At 59.4% G+C, this 17,038-nt stretch carries 17 protein-coding genes; 11 read left to right on the top strand and 6 right to left on the bottom strand.

The features are described from left to right. Positions 1-95: 95 nt before the first annotated feature. The 6 genes from lpdA (at position 96) to IB249_RS03240 (ending at position 6,954) form a co-directional block, all read left to right on the top strand. On the top strand, positions 96-1,532 hold the full coding sequence (lpdA, locus tag IB249_RS03265; RefSeq protein ID WP_192302069.1) for a dihydrolipoyl dehydrogenase: 1,437 nt from the start codon (positions 96-98) through the stop codon (positions 1,530-1,532). A 320-nt stretch (positions 1,533-1,852) separates the two neighbouring features. After that, complete coding sequence (gene sucC / locus IB249_RS03260; RefSeq protein ID WP_003223015.1) at positions 1,853-3,019, top strand: ADP-forming succinate--CoA ligase subunit beta; 1,167 nt, start codon at positions 1,853-1,855, stop codon at positions 3,017-3,019. Then, entirely contained in the window at positions 3,019-3,900 is an 882-nt protein-coding gene (gene sucD / locus IB249_RS03255; RefSeq protein ID WP_068587916.1) for a succinate--CoA ligase subunit alpha, read from the top strand. The genes sucC and sucD overlap by 1 nt, the downstream gene beginning before the upstream one ends. Before the next feature lie 371 nt (positions 3,901-4,271). Next, positions 4,272-5,585, top strand: coding sequence for a branched-chain amino acid transport system II carrier protein (brnQ, locus tag IB249_RS03250; protein ID WP_192302068.1), 1,314 nt, complete (start codon positions 4,272-4,274; stop codon positions 5,583-5,585). 230 nt (positions 5,586-5,815) lie between these two features. Continuing rightward, positions 5,816-6,553 (top strand): DUF599 domain-containing protein, encoded by a 738-nt coding sequence (locus IB249_RS03245; RefSeq protein WP_192302067.1) that lies wholly within the window; start codon positions 5,816-5,818, stop codon positions 6,551-6,553. Beyond that, entirely contained in the window at positions 6,553-6,954 is a 402-nt protein-coding gene (locus tag IB249_RS03240) for an MAPEG family protein (protein WP_192302066.1), read from the top strand. The genes IB249_RS03245 and IB249_RS03240 overlap by 1 nt, the downstream gene beginning before the upstream one ends. 66 nt (positions 6,955-7,020) lie before the next feature. Here the strand turns inward: IB249_RS03240 and IB249_RS03235 are convergent, their stop codons facing one another. Further along, entirely contained in the window at positions 7,021-7,254 is a 234-nt protein-coding gene (locus tag IB249_RS03235; protein ID WP_192302065.1) for a hypothetical protein, read from the bottom strand. 159 nt (positions 7,255-7,413) lie between these two features. On the opposite strand from IB249_RS03235, the gene IB249_RS03230 reads away from it, so the two are divergent. The 3 genes from IB249_RS03230 (at position 7,414) to htpG (ending at position 10,324) form a co-directional block, all read left to right on the top strand. Next, positions 7,414-7,890 carry a PaaI family thioesterase gene (locus tag IB249_RS03230; RefSeq protein ID WP_192302064.1) on the top strand — a complete coding sequence of 159 codons (477 nt, stop codon included), beginning with the start codon at positions 7,414-7,416 and terminating at the stop codon, positions 7,888-7,890. Next, positions 7,887-8,345, top strand: a complete 459-nt coding sequence (locus IB249_RS03225) for a PaaI family thioesterase (protein ID WP_192302063.1) — start codon at positions 7,887-7,889, stop codon at positions 8,343-8,345. Before IB249_RS03230 ends, IB249_RS03225 begins: the two co-directional genes overlap by 4 nt. Before the next feature lie 74 nt (positions 8,346-8,419). Then, complete coding sequence (htpG, locus tag IB249_RS03220) at positions 8,420-10,324, top strand: molecular chaperone HtpG (RefSeq protein ID WP_192302062.1); 1,905 nt, start codon at positions 8,420-8,422, stop codon at positions 10,322-10,324. Positions 10,325-10,437: 113 nt separating this feature from the next. Here the strand turns inward: htpG and IB249_RS03215 are convergent, their stop codons facing one another. Then, positions 10,438-11,298: a pirin family protein gene (locus tag IB249_RS03215; protein WP_192302061.1), complete on the bottom strand. Its 861-nt coding sequence runs from the start codon at positions 11,296-11,298 to the stop codon at positions 10,438-10,440. Positions 11,299-11,359: 61 nt separating this feature from the next. Then, positions 11,360-11,776 carry an OsmC family protein gene (locus IB249_RS03210; protein ID WP_192302060.1) on the bottom strand — a complete coding sequence of 139 codons (417 nt, stop codon included), beginning with the start codon at positions 11,774-11,776 and terminating at the stop codon, positions 11,360-11,362. Between the two features lie 178 nt (positions 11,777-11,954). Between IB249_RS03210 and IB249_RS03205 the strand changes: the two genes are divergently transcribed. Both IB249_RS03205 and IB249_RS03200 read left to right on the top strand, forming a co-directional pair. Next, positions 11,955-12,935, top strand: a complete 981-nt coding sequence (locus IB249_RS03205) for an amidohydrolase family protein (protein ID WP_192302830.1) — start codon at positions 11,955-11,957, stop codon at positions 12,933-12,935. Between the two features lie 218 nt (positions 12,936-13,153). Beyond that, positions 13,154-14,323 carry a hypothetical protein gene (locus IB249_RS03200; RefSeq protein ID WP_192302059.1) on the top strand — a complete coding sequence of 390 codons (1,170 nt, stop codon included), beginning with the start codon at positions 13,154-13,156 and terminating at the stop codon, positions 14,321-14,323. A gap of 94 nt (positions 14,324-14,417) precedes the next feature. On the opposite strand, the gene IB249_RS03195 is transcribed toward IB249_RS03200, so the two are convergent. From IB249_RS03195 to purM, 3 genes are read right to left on the bottom strand one after another with little or no spacing between them, the layout of a single operon-like run. Then, positions 14,418-15,131, bottom strand: a complete 714-nt coding sequence (locus IB249_RS03195; protein ID WP_192302058.1) for a DUF3108 domain-containing protein — start codon at positions 15,129-15,131, stop codon at positions 14,418-14,420. An 8-nt stretch (positions 15,132-15,139) separates the two neighbouring features. Continuing rightward, positions 15,140-15,790, bottom strand: coding sequence for a phosphoribosylglycinamide formyltransferase (gene purN, locus IB249_RS03190; protein WP_192302057.1), 651 nt, complete (start codon positions 15,788-15,790; stop codon positions 15,140-15,142). Then, positions 15,790-16,848, bottom strand: coding sequence for a phosphoribosylformylglycinamidine cyclo-ligase (gene purM / locus IB249_RS03185; protein ID WP_192302056.1), 1,059 nt, complete (start codon positions 16,846-16,848; stop codon positions 15,790-15,792). The genes purN and purM overlap by 1 nt, the downstream gene beginning before the upstream one ends. Between the last annotated feature and the right edge of the window lie 190 nt (positions 16,849-17,038).

Genomic DNA, 17,038 nt, shown 5'->3' with positions numbered 1-17,038 from the left:
GAAGCAGCCACGGGCTGCAAGCGTCGAGCTGCCTGAAACGGCAGCCTGGCTTGCAGCCTGTGGCTTGAAGCTTTTCGCTAAAGAGGATTTTTTGAATGTCGCAGAAATTTGACGTAGTAGTGATTGGTGCGGGCCCTGGCGGCTACGTGGCCGCCATCAAGGCCGCGCAGTTGGGTCTCTCCACTGCCTGCATCGAGAAATACACCGATGGCGAGGGCAAACTGGCCCTGGGCGGCACCTGCCTGAACGTCGGCTGCATTCCATCCAAGGCGCTGCTGGACAGCTCGTGGAAATACAAGGAAGCGAAAGAAAGCTTCAATGTCCACGGTATCTCCACGGGCGAAGTCAAAATGGACGTCGCTGCGATGGTTGGCCGCAAGGCCGGTATCGTCAAGAACCTGACCGGCGGTGTTGCCACCCTGTTCAAGGCCAATGGCGTCACTTCGATCCAGGGCCACGGCAAGCTGCTGGCCGGCAAGAAAGTCGAAGTCACCAAGCCTGACGGTTCTGTTGAAGTCATCGAAGCCGAGAACGTGATCCTGGCCTCCGGTTCCCGTCCGATCGACATTCCGCCGGCGCCTGTTGACCAAAAAGTCATCGTTGATTCCACCGGTGCCCTGGAATTCCAGACCGTGCCTAAGCGCCTGGGTGTGATCGGCGCCGGCGTCATCGGCCTGGAACTGGGTTCGGTATGGTCGCGTCTGGGTGCAGAAGTGACTGTCCTGGAAGCCCTGGACACCTTCCTGATGGCGGCGGACACCGCCGTTTCCAAGGAAGCGCTGAAAACCCTGACCAAACAGGGCCTGGACATCAAGCTGGGCGCTCGCGTGACCGGTTCGAAAGTGAACGGCGAAGAAGTCGTGGTGAATTACACCGACGCCAATGGCGAACAGACCATTACTTTTGACAAGCTGATCGTAGCCGTTGGTCGCCGTCCAGTGACCACTGATCTGTTGGCTGCCGACAGTGGCGTGAACATCGACGAGCGTGGTTTCGTGTTCGTCGACGACCACTGCGCGACCAGCGTACCGGGCGTTTTCGCCATCGGTGACGTGGTTCGCGGCATGATGCTGGCGCACAAGGCCTCGGAAGAGGGCATCATGGTCGTCGAGCGCATCAAGGGCCACAAAGCCCAGATGAACTATGACCTGATCCCTTCGGTTATTTATACTCACCCGGAAATCGCATGGGTCGGTAAAACCGAACAGGCCTTGAAAGCTGAAGGCGTAGAAGTTAACGTCGGCAGCTTCCCGTTCGCAGCCTCCGGCCGCGCCATGGCCGCCAACGATACCGGTGGTTTCGTCAAGGTCATCGCCGATGCCAAGACTGACCGTGTATTGGGCGTCCACGTGATTGGCCCAAGCGCTGCAGAACTGGTTCAGCAAGGCGCGATCGCGATGGAATTCGGCACCAGCGCTGAAGACCTGGGCATGATGGTTTTCTCCCATCCGACCCTGTCCGAGGCCTTGCACGAAGCAGCTTTGGCTGTGAATGGCGGCGCCATCCACATCGCCAACCGCAAGAAGCGTTGAGGACTCTGTGAAAACGTAGCGAGCGACGGAAAGACAAGGCAAAAACAGGCGAGGAAGCGGAGTTGACGTCAGTCAGTGATCATTTCGAGTCTGTTTTTAACCAAGGATTTCCTAGCGCAGCAGTTTTCACCTGTCCGAAGAGACAATAAGAAACCACGGCGGTATGGCCCGTCGTGAGCCTTGCGTGCAAGACTCACCGCGGAATATCCGCTGGACGCAGTCTTGCGTAGCCCGGCTACGCAAGCAGCAGTCACAGGTGGTGCGGCACTCGATCGAGTGCAGCACCGAATGCGCAGTACCTAACGAAGACGGTAATAAGCATGAATCTTCACGAGTATCAGGGTAAGCAGCTGTTCGCTGAGTACGGCCTGCCAGTATCCACCGGTTACGCGGTAGACACCCCGGAAGCAGCAGCAGAAGCTTGCGACAAAATCGGCGGCAGCGAATGGGTTGTCAAAGCCCAGGTTCACGCCGGTGGTCGCGGTAAAGCGGGCGGCGTCAAGCTGGTTCGCAACAAAGAAGACGCCAAAGCCTTCGCACAGCAGTGGCTGGGCAAGCGTCTGGTGACTTACCAGACTGACGCCAATGGTCAGCCTGTCACCAAGATCCTGGTTGAATCGTGCACTGATATCGCTAAAGAGCTGTACCTGGGCGCTGTCGTTGACCGTTCGAGCCGTCGCATCGTGTTCATGGCTTCCACCGAAGGTGGCGTGGACATCGAAAAAATCGCTCACGACACTCCAGAAAAAATTCTCAAGGCCACTATCGATCCACTGGTTGGCGCTCAGCCATTCCAGGGTCGCGAGCTGGCATTCCAACTGGGCCTGGAAGGCAAGCAAGTTGCCCAGTTCGCCAAGATCTTCGTAGGTCTGGCCAAACTGTTCCAGGATCACGATCTGGCCCTGCTGGAAGTGAACCCGCTGGTGATCAAGGCTGACGGCGATCTGCATTGCCTGGACGCCAAGATCAACATCGACGCCAACGCCATGTACCGTCAGCCTAAGCTGAAGACTTTCCACGATCCGTCGCAGGACGATCCGCGCGAAGCGCACGCTGCCAAGTTCGAACTGAACTACGTAGCGCTGGAAGGCAACATCGGTTGCATGGTCAACGGTGCTGGCCTGGCCATGGGTACCATGGACATCGTCAACCTGCATGGCGGCAAGCCAGCCAACTTCCTCGACGTGGGCGGCGGTGCTACCAAAGAACGCGTTACCGAAGCATTCAAGATCATTCTGTCCGACACCAACGTCGCTGCAGTACTGGTTAACATCTTCGGCGGCATCGTTCGTTGCGACATGATTGCCGAAGGCATCATCGGTGCAGTGAAAGAAGTCGGCGTGAAAATCCCGGTTGTTGTTCGTCTTGAAGGCAACAACGCTGAACTGGGCGCTAAAGTACTGGCAGAAAGCGGTTTGAACATCATCGCTGCTACCAGCCTGACCGACGCTGCTCAACAAGTCGTTAAAGCTGCGGAGGGCAAGTAATGAGCGTCCTGATCAATAAAGACACCAAAGTCATCTGCCAGGGTATCACCGGTTCGCAAGGTAGCTTCCACACCCAGCAAGCCATCGAGTACGGCACCCAGATGGTCGGCGGTGTAACGCCGGGCAAAGGCGGCACCGAGCACCTGGGCCTGCCAGTGTTCAACACCGTGAAAGACGCCGTAGCTGCCACTGGCGCCACCGCCAGCGTGATCTACGTTCCGGCTCCTTTCTGCAAGGACTCGATCCTGGAAGCTGCTTTCGGCGGCATCAAGCTGATCGTCTGCATCACCGAAGGCATTCCTACCCTGGACATGCTGGATGCCAAGGTCAAGTGCGACGAGCTGGGTGTTACCCTGATCGGCCCTAACTGCCCAGGCGTGATCACTCCAGGCGAATGCAAGATTGGCATCATGCCAGGTCACATTCACTTGCCAGGCAAGGTCGGTATCGTTTCCCGTTCCGGCACCCTGACCTACGAAGCTGTGAAGCAGACCACTGACGCCGGTTTCGGTCAGTCGACCTGCGTCGGCATCGGCGGTGACCCGATCCCGGGTTCGAACTTCATCGACATCCTGAAGCTGTTCCAGGAAGACCCGAAGACCGAAGCGATCGTCATGATCGGCGAGATCGGCGGTTCGGCTGAAGAAGAAGCGGCTGCCTACATCAAGGCACACGTGACCAAGCCGGTTGTTTCCTACATCGCAGGTGTGACTGCTCCTCCGGGCAAGCGCATGGGCCATGCTGGCGCAATCATCTCTGGCGGCAAAGGCACTGCAGACGAGAAATTCGCTGCTCTGCAAGACGCAGGCGTAAAAACCGTGCGTTCGCTGGCAGACATCGGCAAGGCACTGGCCGAGCTGACCGGTTGGGCTGTCAAGTAAGCCTCGCGCTTAACTGACGCTTCATCCAACAAAGGCCACCTTCGGGTGGCCTTTGTCGTTCTTGTGTTACAGACCTGCTCCCGCGTTCGCTGGCAGTTCCAGGGTGGGAGCGCGCCTGCTCGCGATAGCGAACGGTCAAGCAAAGACTTTTTACATACTAAAACGCGACACAAAGATGTCGCAGATCGGAATGTTCGCCCTCTAACAGTGCGTTATTCGCCCAAATTCGTTAGGCTAGCCGCCATTTTAGCGTCCGCAGCCCACAAGGCCGCTGTACGCCAAACGGGTCGGTCCCATACGGACCGACAGCATTTCCCTCACCCATAGGGAAATCCCTCTCTAAATTCCGATTCAGTAGTGTGGTTTCCTTAATGAAAGTGTTGAAAGGCCAGGACATCCTGGCGCTTGGTTTCATGACGTTTGCCCTGTTTGTCGGGGCTGGCAACATCATCTTCCCGCCCATCGTCGGTTTGCAGTCCGGACCTCATGTCTGGATGGCGGCGCTGGGCTTTCTGATCACCGCCGTCGGTCTGCCGGTGATCACCGTCGTGGCCCTGGCCAAGGTCGGTGGGGCTATGGATGCCCTGAGCAGTCCGATCGGCAAGATAGCCGGTGGGTTGCTCGCGGCAGCTTGCTACCTCGCCGTCGGCCCGTTGTTCGCAACGCCACGCACCGCGACCGTGTCTTTCGAGGTCGGCCTGGCGCCGCTGACCGGCGAGAGCCCACTGGCACTGTTCCTCTATAGCGCGGTGTACTTCCTGCTGGTGTTCTTCATCTCGCTCTATCCCGGTCGCCTGCTGGACACCGTCGGGCGTTTCCTCGCACCCCTGAAGATCATTGCCCTGGCCATTCTCGGCATCGCCGCGTTTGCGTTGCCCGCCGGTGACATCGGCGTGGCCACGCCCGAGTATGTGGCGGCGCCGTTTTCCCAGGGGTTCATCAACGGCTACCTGACCATGGATACACTGGGTGCGCTGGTGTTCGGCATTGTCATCGTCAATGCCATCCGCTCCCGTGGCGTCGAGTCCCCTGTGTTGATCACCCGTTACGCGGTGATTGCCGGCCTGATCGCCGGTGTCGGCCTGGCACTGGTGTACGTCAGCCTGTTCCGTCTCGGTTCGGGCAGCCATGAAGTGGCAGCCGGCGCGACCAATGGCGCAGCCGTACTGCATGCTTATGTGCAGCACACCTTCGGTTCGCTGGGCAGCGGTTTCCTCGCGGTGCTGATCTCATTGGCGTGCCTGGTCACCGCCGTTGGCCTGACCTGTGCCTGCGCCGAGTACTTCAGTCGCGTCCTGCCTCTGTCGTACAAGACACTGGTCGTTATCCTGGCCGCATTTTCCCTGCTGGTGTCCAACCTGGGCCTCACCAAGCTGATTGCGTTCTCGATCCCGGTACTGACTGCGATCTACCCACCGTGCATCGCGCTGGTCGCCCTGAGCTTCTGCAAGGACTTCTGGCATGAGCAGGGGCGTATTGTCGGTCCGGTCATGCTGGTGTCGTTCCTCTTCGGCCTGGTCGATGCCCTCAAGGGCGCGGGCCTGGCTGACTGGATGCCGGCGCAGCTGGCGAACCTGCCGCTGAGCGAGCAGGGGCTGGCCTGGCTGGTGCCGTCGGTCATGACCCTGGTGGTCGCCGTCGCTTGCGACCGCCTGCTGGGCAAGCGCGCCGAAGCAATGGCTTAAGCGTCAGCTCCCGTCATGACGGGCACGCCGTAAAACAAATGCCCCGCATCGATCGATGCGGGGCATTTTTTTGGGTTGAATTTCATGCCCGGCACCGGTCAAGTATGGGAGCGGGCTTGCTCGCGAAGGGGGCATAACATTCAATACACCGGTTGCCCGCAGACCCTCTTCGCGAGCAAGCCCGCTCCCAAAGGGATCATGTACGCCATCTACACATCACAAGGACCTGCATGTCGTTCATCCAAGCCAACCTGATCCACATTATCGCCGCCGCCTGGTTCGTCGTCTGCTGGGGTGGCTACACCCGTTATGCGACATGGAAGGGCCGCGACACCGCGTGCCTGGCCAGTGTGCTGCACCTGTACCGTGAAGACTGGATGCGCCGGATGCTCCTGCGCGACAACCGCATTGCCGATGCCAGCGTGATTGGCAATCTGGAGCGCAACGCGTCGTTCTTCGCCTCCAGTACCCTGATTATCCTGGCCGGTATCCTGACAGTGCTGGGGGCGTCGGAAAGGGCGGTGTCGTTGCTGGCCGATATCCCGATGGTGCAGCAGGCCTCCCAGGGCATGTCGGAAATCAAGTTGCTGTGCCTGGCGCTGGTATTCGTCTATGCGTTCTTCACCTTCAGCTGGTGCATGCGCCAGTACAACTTCGCCGCGATCCTGGTGGGCTCGGCCCCGATGGTCGGCGAGCGTCACGTCTCCGAGCAGGAGCGCAAGGCCTTCGCCGCCCGGGCGGCACGAGTGATCTCGATGGCCGCCAACCAGTTCAACTTCGGCCTGCGTTCCTACTACTTCGGCATGACCATGCTCGCCTGGTTCATCAGCCCGTGGCTGTTCATGCTGATGAGCGCCGGCGTGGTACTGGTGCTCTATCGCCGGGAATTTCATTCCGACGTGCTCGACGTGATGGTCTATACCCCTACAGAGGCGCCGTTGCCTGAAGCCAACAAAGAGGCCGCTTGATGAGTATTCCATTCTGGTGCGTGTTCATCAGTGCCCTGCTGATCTACGTCGCCCGTATGCCGGTGACCAAGGCCATGAAAGAGCAGGGGGGTTATGACAATCACCTGCCACGCCAGCAACAGGCACAACTCAGCGGATTCGGTGCCCGAGCAGTGGCGGCGCATCAGAACAGTATCGAGGCATTCATATTGTTTGCGGTGGGGGTATTGATGGCCCATACCACGCAGACGGCGGGATGGCTGATTGATTCACTGGCGATCATCTTCGTGATTGCGCGCGTCTTGTACTTGCTGTGCTATTGGCGTGATCTCGCCTGGCAGCGAAGTCTGGTGTGGCTGATCGGGTTAGTGTGTTCGTTACTGTTGATGATTAGTCCGACTTTTAGAACTGTTTTGCTCTAACGGAGCCAATGACAGATAAAAGAAAACCCGCAGTTGGCGGGTTTTCTTTTCACGCTGAAAACTATTTTAGTTTTTAGGCGCTTCTTTTGCAGCGGCTTCGTTCGATTCAGCCTGATCTTTGGCAGCTTCGGCGTTTTCTTTCGCTGCTTCGTTCACTTTATCCTGAGCCTCGTTCATTTTTTCCTGAGCTTGCTCGGCGTGTTGGTTGGCATCTTGAGCTTTGTCCTCGGATTTTTTATCGCAGGCAGCGAGACCGAGGGAAGCGGTCAACATCAAGGCAATAGCTAAAGTCTTACGCATGGGGTGTTTCTCCTTATGGAAATCATCTACTGGCCTTTCGAACGCGGCCATCCTGCTTAAGTTCCTCAAAGTGTTCAGATATATAAGTTTGTCGTTGCGGGGAACTTTTACCGTACACGTCCAGTGCAATGTCTGCTTATTAAGAAGAGTTCTTGCGATATGGCCGAAAGCCCCGTTTTTGAGCGTGCAACGCGATTCCTGTCGGCGCTGCGACACTGTCAGGTGCTTGGGCTGCGTGTGCACAATGCCAGCAATGAAGGACTCACCGTGATTCTGCCGTACAGTCCGCAGATCGTCGGAAATCCGCAGACCGGCGTCATCCACGGCGGGGCACTGACGTCGTTGATGGACACTGCCTGCGGCATGTCCACACTCTGCGTGCTGCCTGAATTCGAGGTGTGCCCGACCCTGGACCTGCGCATCGACTACATGCACGCCGCCGAGCCGCATAAAGATGTCTACGGCTTCGCCCAATGCTATCGGGTGACCACGGATGTGATCTTCGCCCGCGGGTTTGCCTATCAGGACGATCCCGAGCAGCCCATCGCCCACGTCGTGGGTACGTTCATGCGCATGGGCAAGGGCGTCAAGGGCGCCAAGGGACTGGGCGGCACCATCGCGGGAGCCGGGAAATGATCGAGAATCTCCGGGAACACCTGCAACAGGCCCATGAGAGAGGGGAATACGCCGCACTGCTGCAACTGATTCCCTACGCCCAATTGATCGGTGTCGAGTGCTCGCGGGTCGGTGATGACCTGTTGTTTCGTCTGCCGGCGAACAAGGACAACATTGGTAACCCTTTATTGCCGGCGATCCATGGCGGGGTGATTGCCGGGTTCATGGAGCTGTCGGCGGCCTTGCATTTGCTGATTCTGACGGGCTCGCCGGAGGTCCCGAAAATCATCGACTTTTCGCTGGATTACCTGCGTGCCGGGCAGTTTCGCGACACCTGGGCCCGCTGCCAGGTCTGCCGGCAGGGGCGTCGTGTGGCCAACGTGGCCGTGACCGCCTGGCAAAGCACCGAAGCCGAACCCATCGCCACGGCCCGCGCCCATTTCAAAGTCGACGAGCCCTTGAAATCCTCATCGTAGCCCCCACCTTGATGACAACCCGCCGCCGGCCCTCCGGGTCGCGGCCACTGCCATCTGATTGGAGTTTGATGACCATGAGTGTGGAAACTCAAAAGGAAACCCTGGGCTTCCAGACCGAGGTGAAGCAGCTGCTGCACCTCATGATCCATTCGTTGTATTCCAACAAGGAAATCTTCCTTCGCGAATTGATCTCGAACGCCTCTGACGCTGTCGACAAATTACGTTTCGAAGCCCTGTCCAAGCCCGAGTTGCTGGAAGGTGGCGCCGAGCTGAAAATCCGCGTGAGCTTCGACAAGGACGCGAAAACCGTCACCCTCGAAGACAACGGTATCGGCATGAGCCGTGACGATGTGATCACCCACCTGGGGACCATCGCCAAATCCGGCACCGCCGATTTCATGAAAAACCTGTCGGGCGACCAGAAAAAGGATTCGCACCTGATCGGTCAGTTCGGTGTCGGTTTCTACTCGGCGTTCATCGTCGCCGATAAGGTCGACGTGTTCAGCCGTCGTGCCGGCGCGCCCGCCAGTGAAGGCGTGCACTGGTCGTCGAAAGGCGAAGGCGAGTTCGAAGTCGCCACCGTCGAGAAGGCCGAGCGCGGCACCCGTATCGTGTTGCACCTGAAGTCCGGGGAAGACGAGTTCGCCGACGGCTGGCGCCTGCGCAACATTATCAAGAAGTACTCCGACCACATTGCCTTGCCGATCGAGCTGCCGAAAGAAGTGGCCGCCACCGAAGGCGAGGAGCAACCGGCCGTCGAATGGGAAACCGTCAACCGCGCCAGTGCCCTGTGGACCCGTCCTCGTACCGAGATCAAGGACGAGGAATACCAGGAGTTCTACAAGCACATCGCTCACGATTACGAAAATCCGTTGAGCTGGAGCCACAACAAGGTCGAAGGCAAGCTCGAGTACAGCTCGCTGCTTTACGTACCGGCCCGTGCGCCGTTCGACCTGTACCAGCGCGAAGCGCCGAAAGGCCTGAAGCTGTACGTGCAGCGCGTGTTCGTCATGGATCAGGCCGAGTCGTTCCTGCCGCTGTACCTGCGCTTCATCAAGGGCGTGGTCGACTCCAACGACCTGTCGCTGAACGTGTCGCGAGAAATCCTGCAGAAAGACCCGATCATCGACTCGATGAAGTCGGCGCTGACCAAGCGCGTACTGGACATGCTGGAAAAACTGGCGAAGAACGAGCCTGAGCAATACAAGGGCTTCTGGAAGAACTTCGGCCAGGTCATGAAGGAAGGCCCGGCGGAAGATTTCGCCAACAAGGAGAAAATCGCCGGCCTGCTGCGTTTCGCCTCCACCGAGAGCGGCAACGAGGAACAGACCGTGTCCCTGGCCGACTACCTGGCCCGCGCCAAGGAAGGTCAGGACAAGATTTACTACCTGACCGGCAAGTCCTACAGCACCATCAAGGACAGCTCGCACCTGGAGGTCTTCACCAAGAAAGGCATCGAAGTGCTGCTGCTGACCGATCGCATCGACGAGTGGCTGATGAGCTACCTCAGCGATTTCGACGGCAAGAGCTTCGTCGACGTGGCACGCGGTGACCTTGATCTGGGTAACCTGGACTCGGAAGAGGACAAGAAAGCCGCGGAAGAAGTCGCCAAGTCCAAAGAAGGTCTGGTCGAGCGCCTGAAAACTGCATTGGGCGATGCCGTCGCCGAAGTGCGGGTTTCCCATCGCCTGACCGACTCCCCGGCGATCCTGGCCATCGGCGAGCAGGACCTGGGTCTGCAAATGCGCCAGATTCTCGAAGCCAGCGGGCAGAAGGTTCCGGATTCCAAGCCGATCTTCGAATTCAACCCGACTCACCCGCTGATCGAGAAGCTCGACAACGAGCAGAGTGACGAACGCTTCGGCGACCTGTCGCGCATTCTGTTCGACCAGGCGGCTCTGGCCGGCGGCGAGAGCCTCGAGGACCCAGCGGCGTATGTGCGCCGTCTGAACAAGCTGCTGATGGAACTCACGGCTTAATCGAGTTGTACAAAAAAACCCGCTTCGGCGGGTTTTTTTATGCCCCTTCGTGAGCAGGCTGGCTCTCACGGTGAGCGCATTCAACCGTGGGAGCGAGCCTGACGGCACAAAGCTCAGGGCAATTCGATCCGCTCGACTTCCCCCGGCACCGTCGGCCAGTCCCCGGCCGCCCAGCGCCGGCGTGCTTCGTCGATGGCCGCCGGATCGCTGGCCACGAAATTCCAGTTGATCCGTCGCGGCCCATCCAGCGGCGCTCCGCCAAACAGCACCGCATGGCAGTCGCTCTCGGCGAACAGCGTCATTTCCTTGCCCGGCGGCAACACCACCAGCGAGTGGGGTTCTACCGGTTCGTCATCAAGCTGCACGTCGCCATCGAGCACATACAGCGCTCGCTCTTCATGTTCCGTAGGAATCAACAAAGTCGTTGAGGTTTGCAGGTTCAATTCGGCATACAGCGTAGGAGAAAGCACCGGGACCGGAGACTCCAGGCAAAAGCCCGAGCCGGCGATCATGCGGATCTTCACCCCAAGGTTATCGCTGACCGGCAGGGTGGCGGCCGGGTGATGGCTGTAGTGCCCGGGGCCCTGCTCATGATTCCTGGGGGACGCCAGCCAGATCTGCAGGCCGTGCAAGGTGAAACCGCGGGCTTTCAGGGTCTCGGGCGTACGTTCGACATGGGCGATGGCGCTACCGGCCGTCATCCAGCTGACATCACCGGCTTGCACCACCTGGTCGGAGCCGAGGCTGTCCTTGTGCTGGATTTCCCCTTCGAACAGGTAGGTGAGGGTCGACAGGCCAATGTGCGGATGTTGACGGATGTTCATGCCTTTACCGGCGGGATAGCGGGTTTCGAGCATGTGGTCGAAAAACACGAAAGGTCCGACATTGCGGCATTTGGCTGACGGCAAAGGGCGAAGAATCGGTTGCCCTTCGACATCTTCGGCACGGGGGCGGATCACGAGCGGAGTGTTCATGGTGCGTTCCAGGCTGAGCGGGTGACGCGTGGAGCATAACCCGCTTGCCCGGCGGTTGCCGCTATTGGCTGAACGCACCTTCGGACAGGTGGGTTTCGATGCTGACGTCGGTGGTGGTCATCAGTTTGTGGATCGGGCAACGATCGGCCACGCGGTGCAGTTCGTCACGCTGGGCGTCGGTGAGGACACCCTTGAGGGTCAGTTTGACGTGCAGCGCGTACTGGCCTTTGAGTTCCTCGCTGTTGTCACGCTTGACCTCGACCGTGACCCCCGTGAGCGGGATGTCCTTTTTCTTTGCGTACAATTTCAGGGTCAGGGCCTTGCAGGCGCCCAGCGCGGCGTCGAAGTAGTCATGGGGCTCGGGCGCCGAGCCTTCTCCGCCGGCGGAGGTCGGTACATCGGCAAAGAGTTCGTGCTCATCGATGTCTACGCTATGGCGAAAACCTTCAGCGGAAACGGTATTGACGGTGACAGTCATGGAATACCTCGCAGGTAGGAAAAGTCGTTCGATAAAAAAAGACCTTGCAGTTATAGAGCATTCCCACTGTCACGCGTTCCACTTTCTTGCTGGTGAACCCCGGGCCGCGTGCCGGGGTCTACGCTGTTCATGACTTCGGAGATCGCCCGTGCCCCTGAACCGCTTGAGCCTCGCCTGGATGTGGGTGTTTTGCAGTGCGTGCGCGGAAGCTCGCGAATATACCTACAGCGATGCGCACCTGCATTACGTGGATTTTTTCCAGGAAACGGCGGGCATGCCGAAATTGCTCAAGGCCATGGCGGACAATCGCATCGAGCATGTGATGATTTCCGGCATTCCGGTGGCCAAGAAATGGCATGAGGACGAGCCGAAGCGCCCTCGGTACTACGCGGGCGACGACGCCGACGCCTATTGGTACAGCGCGACCGACACCCTTGTCGCGGCGGCGGTCAATTCACTGCCCGCGCCGCAGCGTCAGTATTTCCACCCGTTCCTCTCGGGCTTCAACCCCAACGACAAAAACTCTGCCGCTCATATCCAGCGCATGCTCGATCTCAACCCGGGCCTGTGGCAGGGCATCGGTGAAGTCTTCACCCGCCATGACGACCTGACCGCGTTGACTTCCGGCGATACACCGCGGGCCAACAACGAGGCGATGACACGCATTTATCACCTCGCCGCCGAAAACGATCTGCCGGTGATGGTGCATTCGAACATCACCTCCAAGCGTGAGCGAAACCCGTTGTACTTGCCGGAAATCGAAGAACCGCTGCGTAACCATCCGCATACCCGTTTCATCTGGGCGCATGCGGGCACCAGCGCGGAGATTCATCGGCACCAGACCCGGCTGGATTTCCTGCTGCCGACCCTGACGCGGATGCTGGAGGCCTATCCCAATCTGTTTATCGACCTGTCCTGGAGCCTGCTGACGCCCTATCTGCTGGATGAACAGGGCAAGCCCCGGCCCGAGTGGCTGGCGCTGGTGGAGCGCTTTCCTGAGCGTTTCATGATCGGTTCGGATGTGGTCGGGCGCTTCAACAAGCTCGGCAATGAGATACACGGCTTTGATCCGTTTCTCGATGCCTTGCCTGAGGACGTGGCCAGAAAGGTTGCGAGGGACAATTTCCTCGCGATCCTGCCGCGCCATGCAGCGAAGTGAACGTGCTCCAACGTCACGCTCGCTGTAACGCCAGGTGCACGCGCGCAAGACGATGCTCATGGTTAGACTGTCATTTGTGACAGTAGTGATGCGACTTGAGGTGTGATTGAATCGCAACTCATGAACGCAGTCTTTTCCAGGCCAAGCGTCTTTCCCTTCATTGCTCTGCACTTGCCTGCGCGAAGTTGTTCTTTTTTCCGGTTTACAGGAGAGAAGCGATGGCGAGTGAACATGATGCAGGCCTCAACGTGGCCGGTGAGCTGGATCCTTCCTTTGCACTCGGCGGCCGATTCGAAGTACCCACTTCTACCGGCGAGGCCGTTGCGCTGATTGCCGATACCCACTCGTTGACGGTGGCAATGAACGCGGGCATGGAGTTTTGCCTGTGCAGGGTGGATGCGAACGGCGTCCTGGACAGCAGCTTCGCCAATCAGGGCTGGCTGAAATGGACGTTCGACGATGGGGGAGGGTCAAGCGTCTGGCGCCTCTTGCTTCAGGCTGACAAGAAGATTGTGGTCATCGGGGCCTCCTATTCTTCACAGGTCGGCCAGCCTGCCGTGACGCGTTTGAATCCGGGTGGAAGCCCGGATCTGGTATTCGGCCGCAGGGTTCTCCAGGTGTTCCCCGAGTCACAGATCGGCATCACGCGCATTCGGGGTTGTTTGCAGGCGGACGGCAAGATACTCCTGTGCGGCGGGTACTCCTCGCGCACCGGAAACGGAACGCTGCTGATCAGGTTACTGCCCGATGGCAATCTGGATTCAAGCTTCGGGGTCGAGGGTGTCGCACAGTTGTTTCATCCCTACGGCAGGCTGTACGTGTCACAAGTGGCTGTGCAGAGCCAAGGCCGCATACTCGTTGCCGGGGACGTGGCAAACCAGGGTTATGTCGCCGGGATCAACCAGAATGGCGACCTGGACACGAGTTATGGTGAGCAGGGCTTTTCCTTCTCTGGCCGACCAGGGGCTACCTATTCGTTCAGTGACATGTTGCTGCGCGGGGATGGAAGCGTGCGCTGCGTTGGTGGTACAGGCGACGCCGGTGCCTTGGTCGTTGGCCTCGACCAGAACGGACAGCCGGATCAGGCATTTAACGGCGGGCAGCCTGTTGAGACCCCTGAGTTGTTGGGCAGGTGGGTTTGCGTTTCTGAACAAGCCGATAGCAAGCTGCTCGTTGCTGGCCATTCGGGGCGCCCGGACCTGGAGCAGGTCTCTACACGTTTCACTGTCGATGGCACCATAGACGCCAGCTACGGTTGGTCCGGTTTCATGTATCACCCAGGTGGCCCGGCGGACAGCGTTCTTCAGTCAGGAGGACGTTGGATCACTACCGCGTATCACGCCGACGCGCCCTCGGCGTGGTTATACGGGATCGCCACCCAGCCTTGATGCAGCGTCTGTGGGTCAGGCTTTCTCCAGGGAAGGAGCGAGATAGGAGGCGAAAAAAAGCCCCGCATTGGCGGGGCTTTTCATGTGGAGCGGCTCAGTTGCCTTTGACGGTCTTGCCGTTGACCTTCCCGTCGAGGAGCATGATGTTGTACTCCTTGCCGTCGGTCTCGACCTGTTGCAGGCGAACCAGCAGGTAATCCCAATCCTTGGCGAACCACAACACGGTGATGCGCTTGCTTTGTGTCGGGTCGCGCACGCGCTCGACCTTGATCGCGTCGATCTGGCCGGCCTTGGTGTCGACCTTTTCCGAGCCCAGGACGCGGAAGTCATAGGTATCGACTTCGCCATCATCGACCACCTGATAACTCATGCTTTTCTTGCCGGCGGCCACGTCATGCTGCAATGCCAGCTGGTAGGTGGATTTGTCGACCATGCCGCGGTTGAGCGGGATGTTGACCGCATCGCCGCGGTCGGTGCCGGTGACCTTCTTGGCGGTCCAGTCGAAGTCCAGGTCGGCTTTCTTGGCTTTACCCAGGCCGCCGCGTTCAAAGTGGTAGGACTGCGGCAGCAGGGTGTCCTTGTCCAGGGTCAGGGTACTTTCCTCGGACAGGCTGGCGATCATCATCGACGCCTTGAAACTGAGTTTCCAGACACCGTTGGCTTCCTTGGTCAGGCTGCGCTCGGCGGTGCCGCTCATGGGCAGTTGCTTCCAGTCGGCGGTGTAGCTGGCGGAGAAAGGTTGGAGCTCTGCGGCCTGTGCGAAAGGCAGGGCGAGCAGGGCGCAGGCGAACAGCAGGGCACGACGCATAAAATCTCCTAGGTTTGAATCAAGTGGCCGCTGGCCGCGAGTAACTGGCCGTCCAGTAAAGCACCTTGTTCACCGAGCGATAAACGACCTTCGGCAAACCAGCGTACGGCCATCGGGTAGACCAGGTGTTCCTGGGTGTGAACTCGCTGCGCCAGACTGTGCGGCGAATCGTGCAACTCTACCGGTATTACTGCCTGTACGACCAGTGGTCCGCCATCGAGTTCCTCGGTGACGAAGTGCACGGAACAGCCGTGCACCGTGTCGCCGGCCTCCAGCGCGCGCTGATGGGTGTGTAACCCTTTGTATTTGGGCAGCAGCGAGGGATGGATGTTGAGCAGGCGGCCCGTGTAGTGGCGGACAAAACCGGCACTGAGGATGCGCATGAAACCGGCCAGGACGACCAGTTTGGGGTTGAAGGCGTCGATCAGTTCGATCAGGGCGGCATCGAAGGCCTCGCGGCCGTCGAATGCCTTGTGATCCAGGGAGCGGGTGGCGATACCCGCGTCCCTGGCGCGTTGCAGGCCGTAGGCGTCGGCGCGGTTGGAAATCACCGCAGCGATGCGGACCGGGCTGTCGCCGGTCCGCGTGCTGTCGATCAGGGCCTGCAAGTTACTGCCGGTGCCGGACAACAGCACCACGACATCACAGGTCTGGGACATCAGTGAGCCTTGAGGTTCTTCAGTTCAACCTGAGCCGCGCCTTCGGCAGCGGTGGAGATCTGGCCGATGACCCATGGCTGTTCGCCGGCTTCGCGCAGTACGTTCAATGCGCTTTCAACGTGCTCCTGCGCAACGCAGATCACCATGCCGACGCCGCAGTTGAGCACGCGGTGCATTTCGTTTTCGTCGACGTTGCCTTTTTCCTGCAGCCAGTCGAAGACGGCTGGGCGGGTCCAGCTCGCGACGTCGACCACGGCTTGAGCACCTTTTGGCAGCACGCGCGGGATGTTGTCCAGCAGGCCGCCGCCGGTGATATGGGCCATGGCCTTGACCGCGCCGGTTTCCTTGATCAGCTTCAACAGCGGCTTGACGTAGATGCGGGTCGGCGCCATCAGCAGGTCGGTCAGCGGTTTGCCGTCGAGCTGGATGTTTTCGATCTCGGCACCGGACACTTCGATGATCTTGCGGATCAGCGAGTAGCCGTTGGAGTGCGGTCCGGAGGATGGCAGAGCGAGCAGGGCGTCGCCAGCCGCCACTTTGGAGCCGTCGATGATTTCGGATTTTTCCACGACGCCGACACAGAAACCGGCCAGGTCGTAGTCTTCGCCTTCGTACATGCCAGGCATTTCAGCGGTTTCGCCGCCGACCAGGGAGCAGCCGGACAGTTCGCAGCCCGCGCCGATGCCGGTCACGACCTGAGCGGCGGTGTCGACGTTCAGTTTGCCGGTGGCGTAGTAGTCGAGGAAGAACAGCGGCTCGGCACCACAGACCACCAGGTCATTGACGCACATGGCGACCAGGTCGATGCCGATGCTGTCGTGCTTGTTCAGGTTCAGTGCCAGGCGCAGCTTGGTGCCCACGCCGTCGGTGCCGGAAACCAGCACGGGCTGCCTGTAGCCGGCCGGGATTTCGCAGAGGGCGCCAAAACCGCCCAGGCCGCCCATGACTTCCGGGCGCGCAGTGCGCTTGGCGACGCTCTTGATGCGTTCGACCAATGCTTCACCGGCGTCGATGTCTACACCGGCGTCCTTGTAGCTCAGGGAGGGTTGCTTGCTCATGATCCAGGCCTTTAGGGGGGATTCAGGGGGTAACGACCGAGTCCAACGGGACCGCCGAAAAAACGAAGGGCATGTGCCCTGCGCGGATTTCAGGGGTCCGGCTGTTGCCGGTCTGCGAAGGCGCGCGATTTTATCAGGCTTGAGCAGCAGCGGCCATCCTCAGGCCGACAGCAGGGGCCTATCGATACAA

The sequence above is a fragment of the Pseudomonas sp. PDM04 genome (genome assembly GCF_014851765.1).
In the GTDB taxonomy this organism is placed as follows: Bacteria; Pseudomonadota; Gammaproteobacteria; order Pseudomonadales; family Pseudomonadaceae; genus Aquipseudomonas.
This window is presented reverse-complemented; position numbering and strand designations above follow the sequence as displayed.

Bases quoted from the DNA above. Each gene is read 5' to 3' on its own strand.
- lpdA (WP_192302069.1), top strand. From the start codon at position 96: ATGTCGCAGAAATTTGACGTAGTAGTGATTGGTGCGGGCCCTGGCGGC.
- sucC (WP_003223015.1), top strand. From the start codon at position 1,853: ATGAATCTTCACGAGTATCAGGGTAAGCAGCTGTTCGCTGAGTACGGC.
- sucD (WP_068587916.1), top strand. From the start codon at position 3,019: ATGAGCGTCCTGATCAATAAAGACACCAAAGTCATCTGCCAGGGTATC.
- brnQ (WP_192302068.1), top strand. From the start codon at position 4,272: ATGAAAGTGTTGAAAGGCCAGGACATCCTGGCGCTTGGTTTCATGACG.
- IB249_RS03245 (WP_192302067.1), top strand. From the start codon at position 5,816: ATGTCGTTCATCCAAGCCAACCTGATCCACATTATCGCCGCCGCCTGG.
- IB249_RS03240 (WP_192302066.1), top strand. From the start codon at position 6,553: ATGAGTATTCCATTCTGGTGCGTGTTCATCAGTGCCCTGCTGATCTAC.
- IB249_RS03235 (WP_192302065.1), bottom strand. From the start codon at position 7,254: ATGCGTAAGACTTTAGCTATTGCCTTGATGTTGACCGCTTCCCTCGGT.
- IB249_RS03230 (WP_192302064.1), top strand. From the start codon at position 7,414: ATGGCCGAAAGCCCCGTTTTTGAGCGTGCAACGCGATTCCTGTCGGCG.
- IB249_RS03225 (WP_192302063.1), top strand. From the start codon at position 7,887: ATGATCGAGAATCTCCGGGAACACCTGCAACAGGCCCATGAGAGAGGG.
- htpG (WP_192302062.1), top strand. From the start codon at position 8,420: ATGAGTGTGGAAACTCAAAAGGAAACCCTGGGCTTCCAGACCGAGGTG.
- IB249_RS03215 (WP_192302061.1), bottom strand. From the start codon at position 11,298: ATGAACACTCCGCTCGTGATCCGCCCCCGTGCCGAAGATGTCGAAGGG.
- IB249_RS03210 (WP_192302060.1), bottom strand. From the start codon at position 11,776: ATGACTGTCACCGTCAATACCGTTTCCGCTGAAGGTTTTCGCCATAGC.
- IB249_RS03205 (WP_192302830.1), top strand. From the start codon at position 11,955: ATGTGGGTGTTTTGCAGTGCGTGCGCGGAAGCTCGCGAATATACCTAC.
- IB249_RS03200 (WP_192302059.1), top strand. From the start codon at position 13,154: ATGGCGAGTGAACATGATGCAGGCCTCAACGTGGCCGGTGAGCTGGAT.
- IB249_RS03195 (WP_192302058.1), bottom strand. From the start codon at position 15,131: ATGCGTCGTGCCCTGCTGTTCGCCTGCGCCCTGCTCGCCCTGCCTTTC.
- purN (WP_192302057.1), bottom strand. From the start codon at position 15,790: ATGTCCCAGACCTGTGATGTCGTGGTGCTGTTGTCCGGCACCGGCAGT.
- purM (WP_192302056.1), bottom strand. From the start codon at position 16,848: ATGAGCAAGCAACCCTCCCTGAGCTACAAGGACGCCGGTGTAGACATC.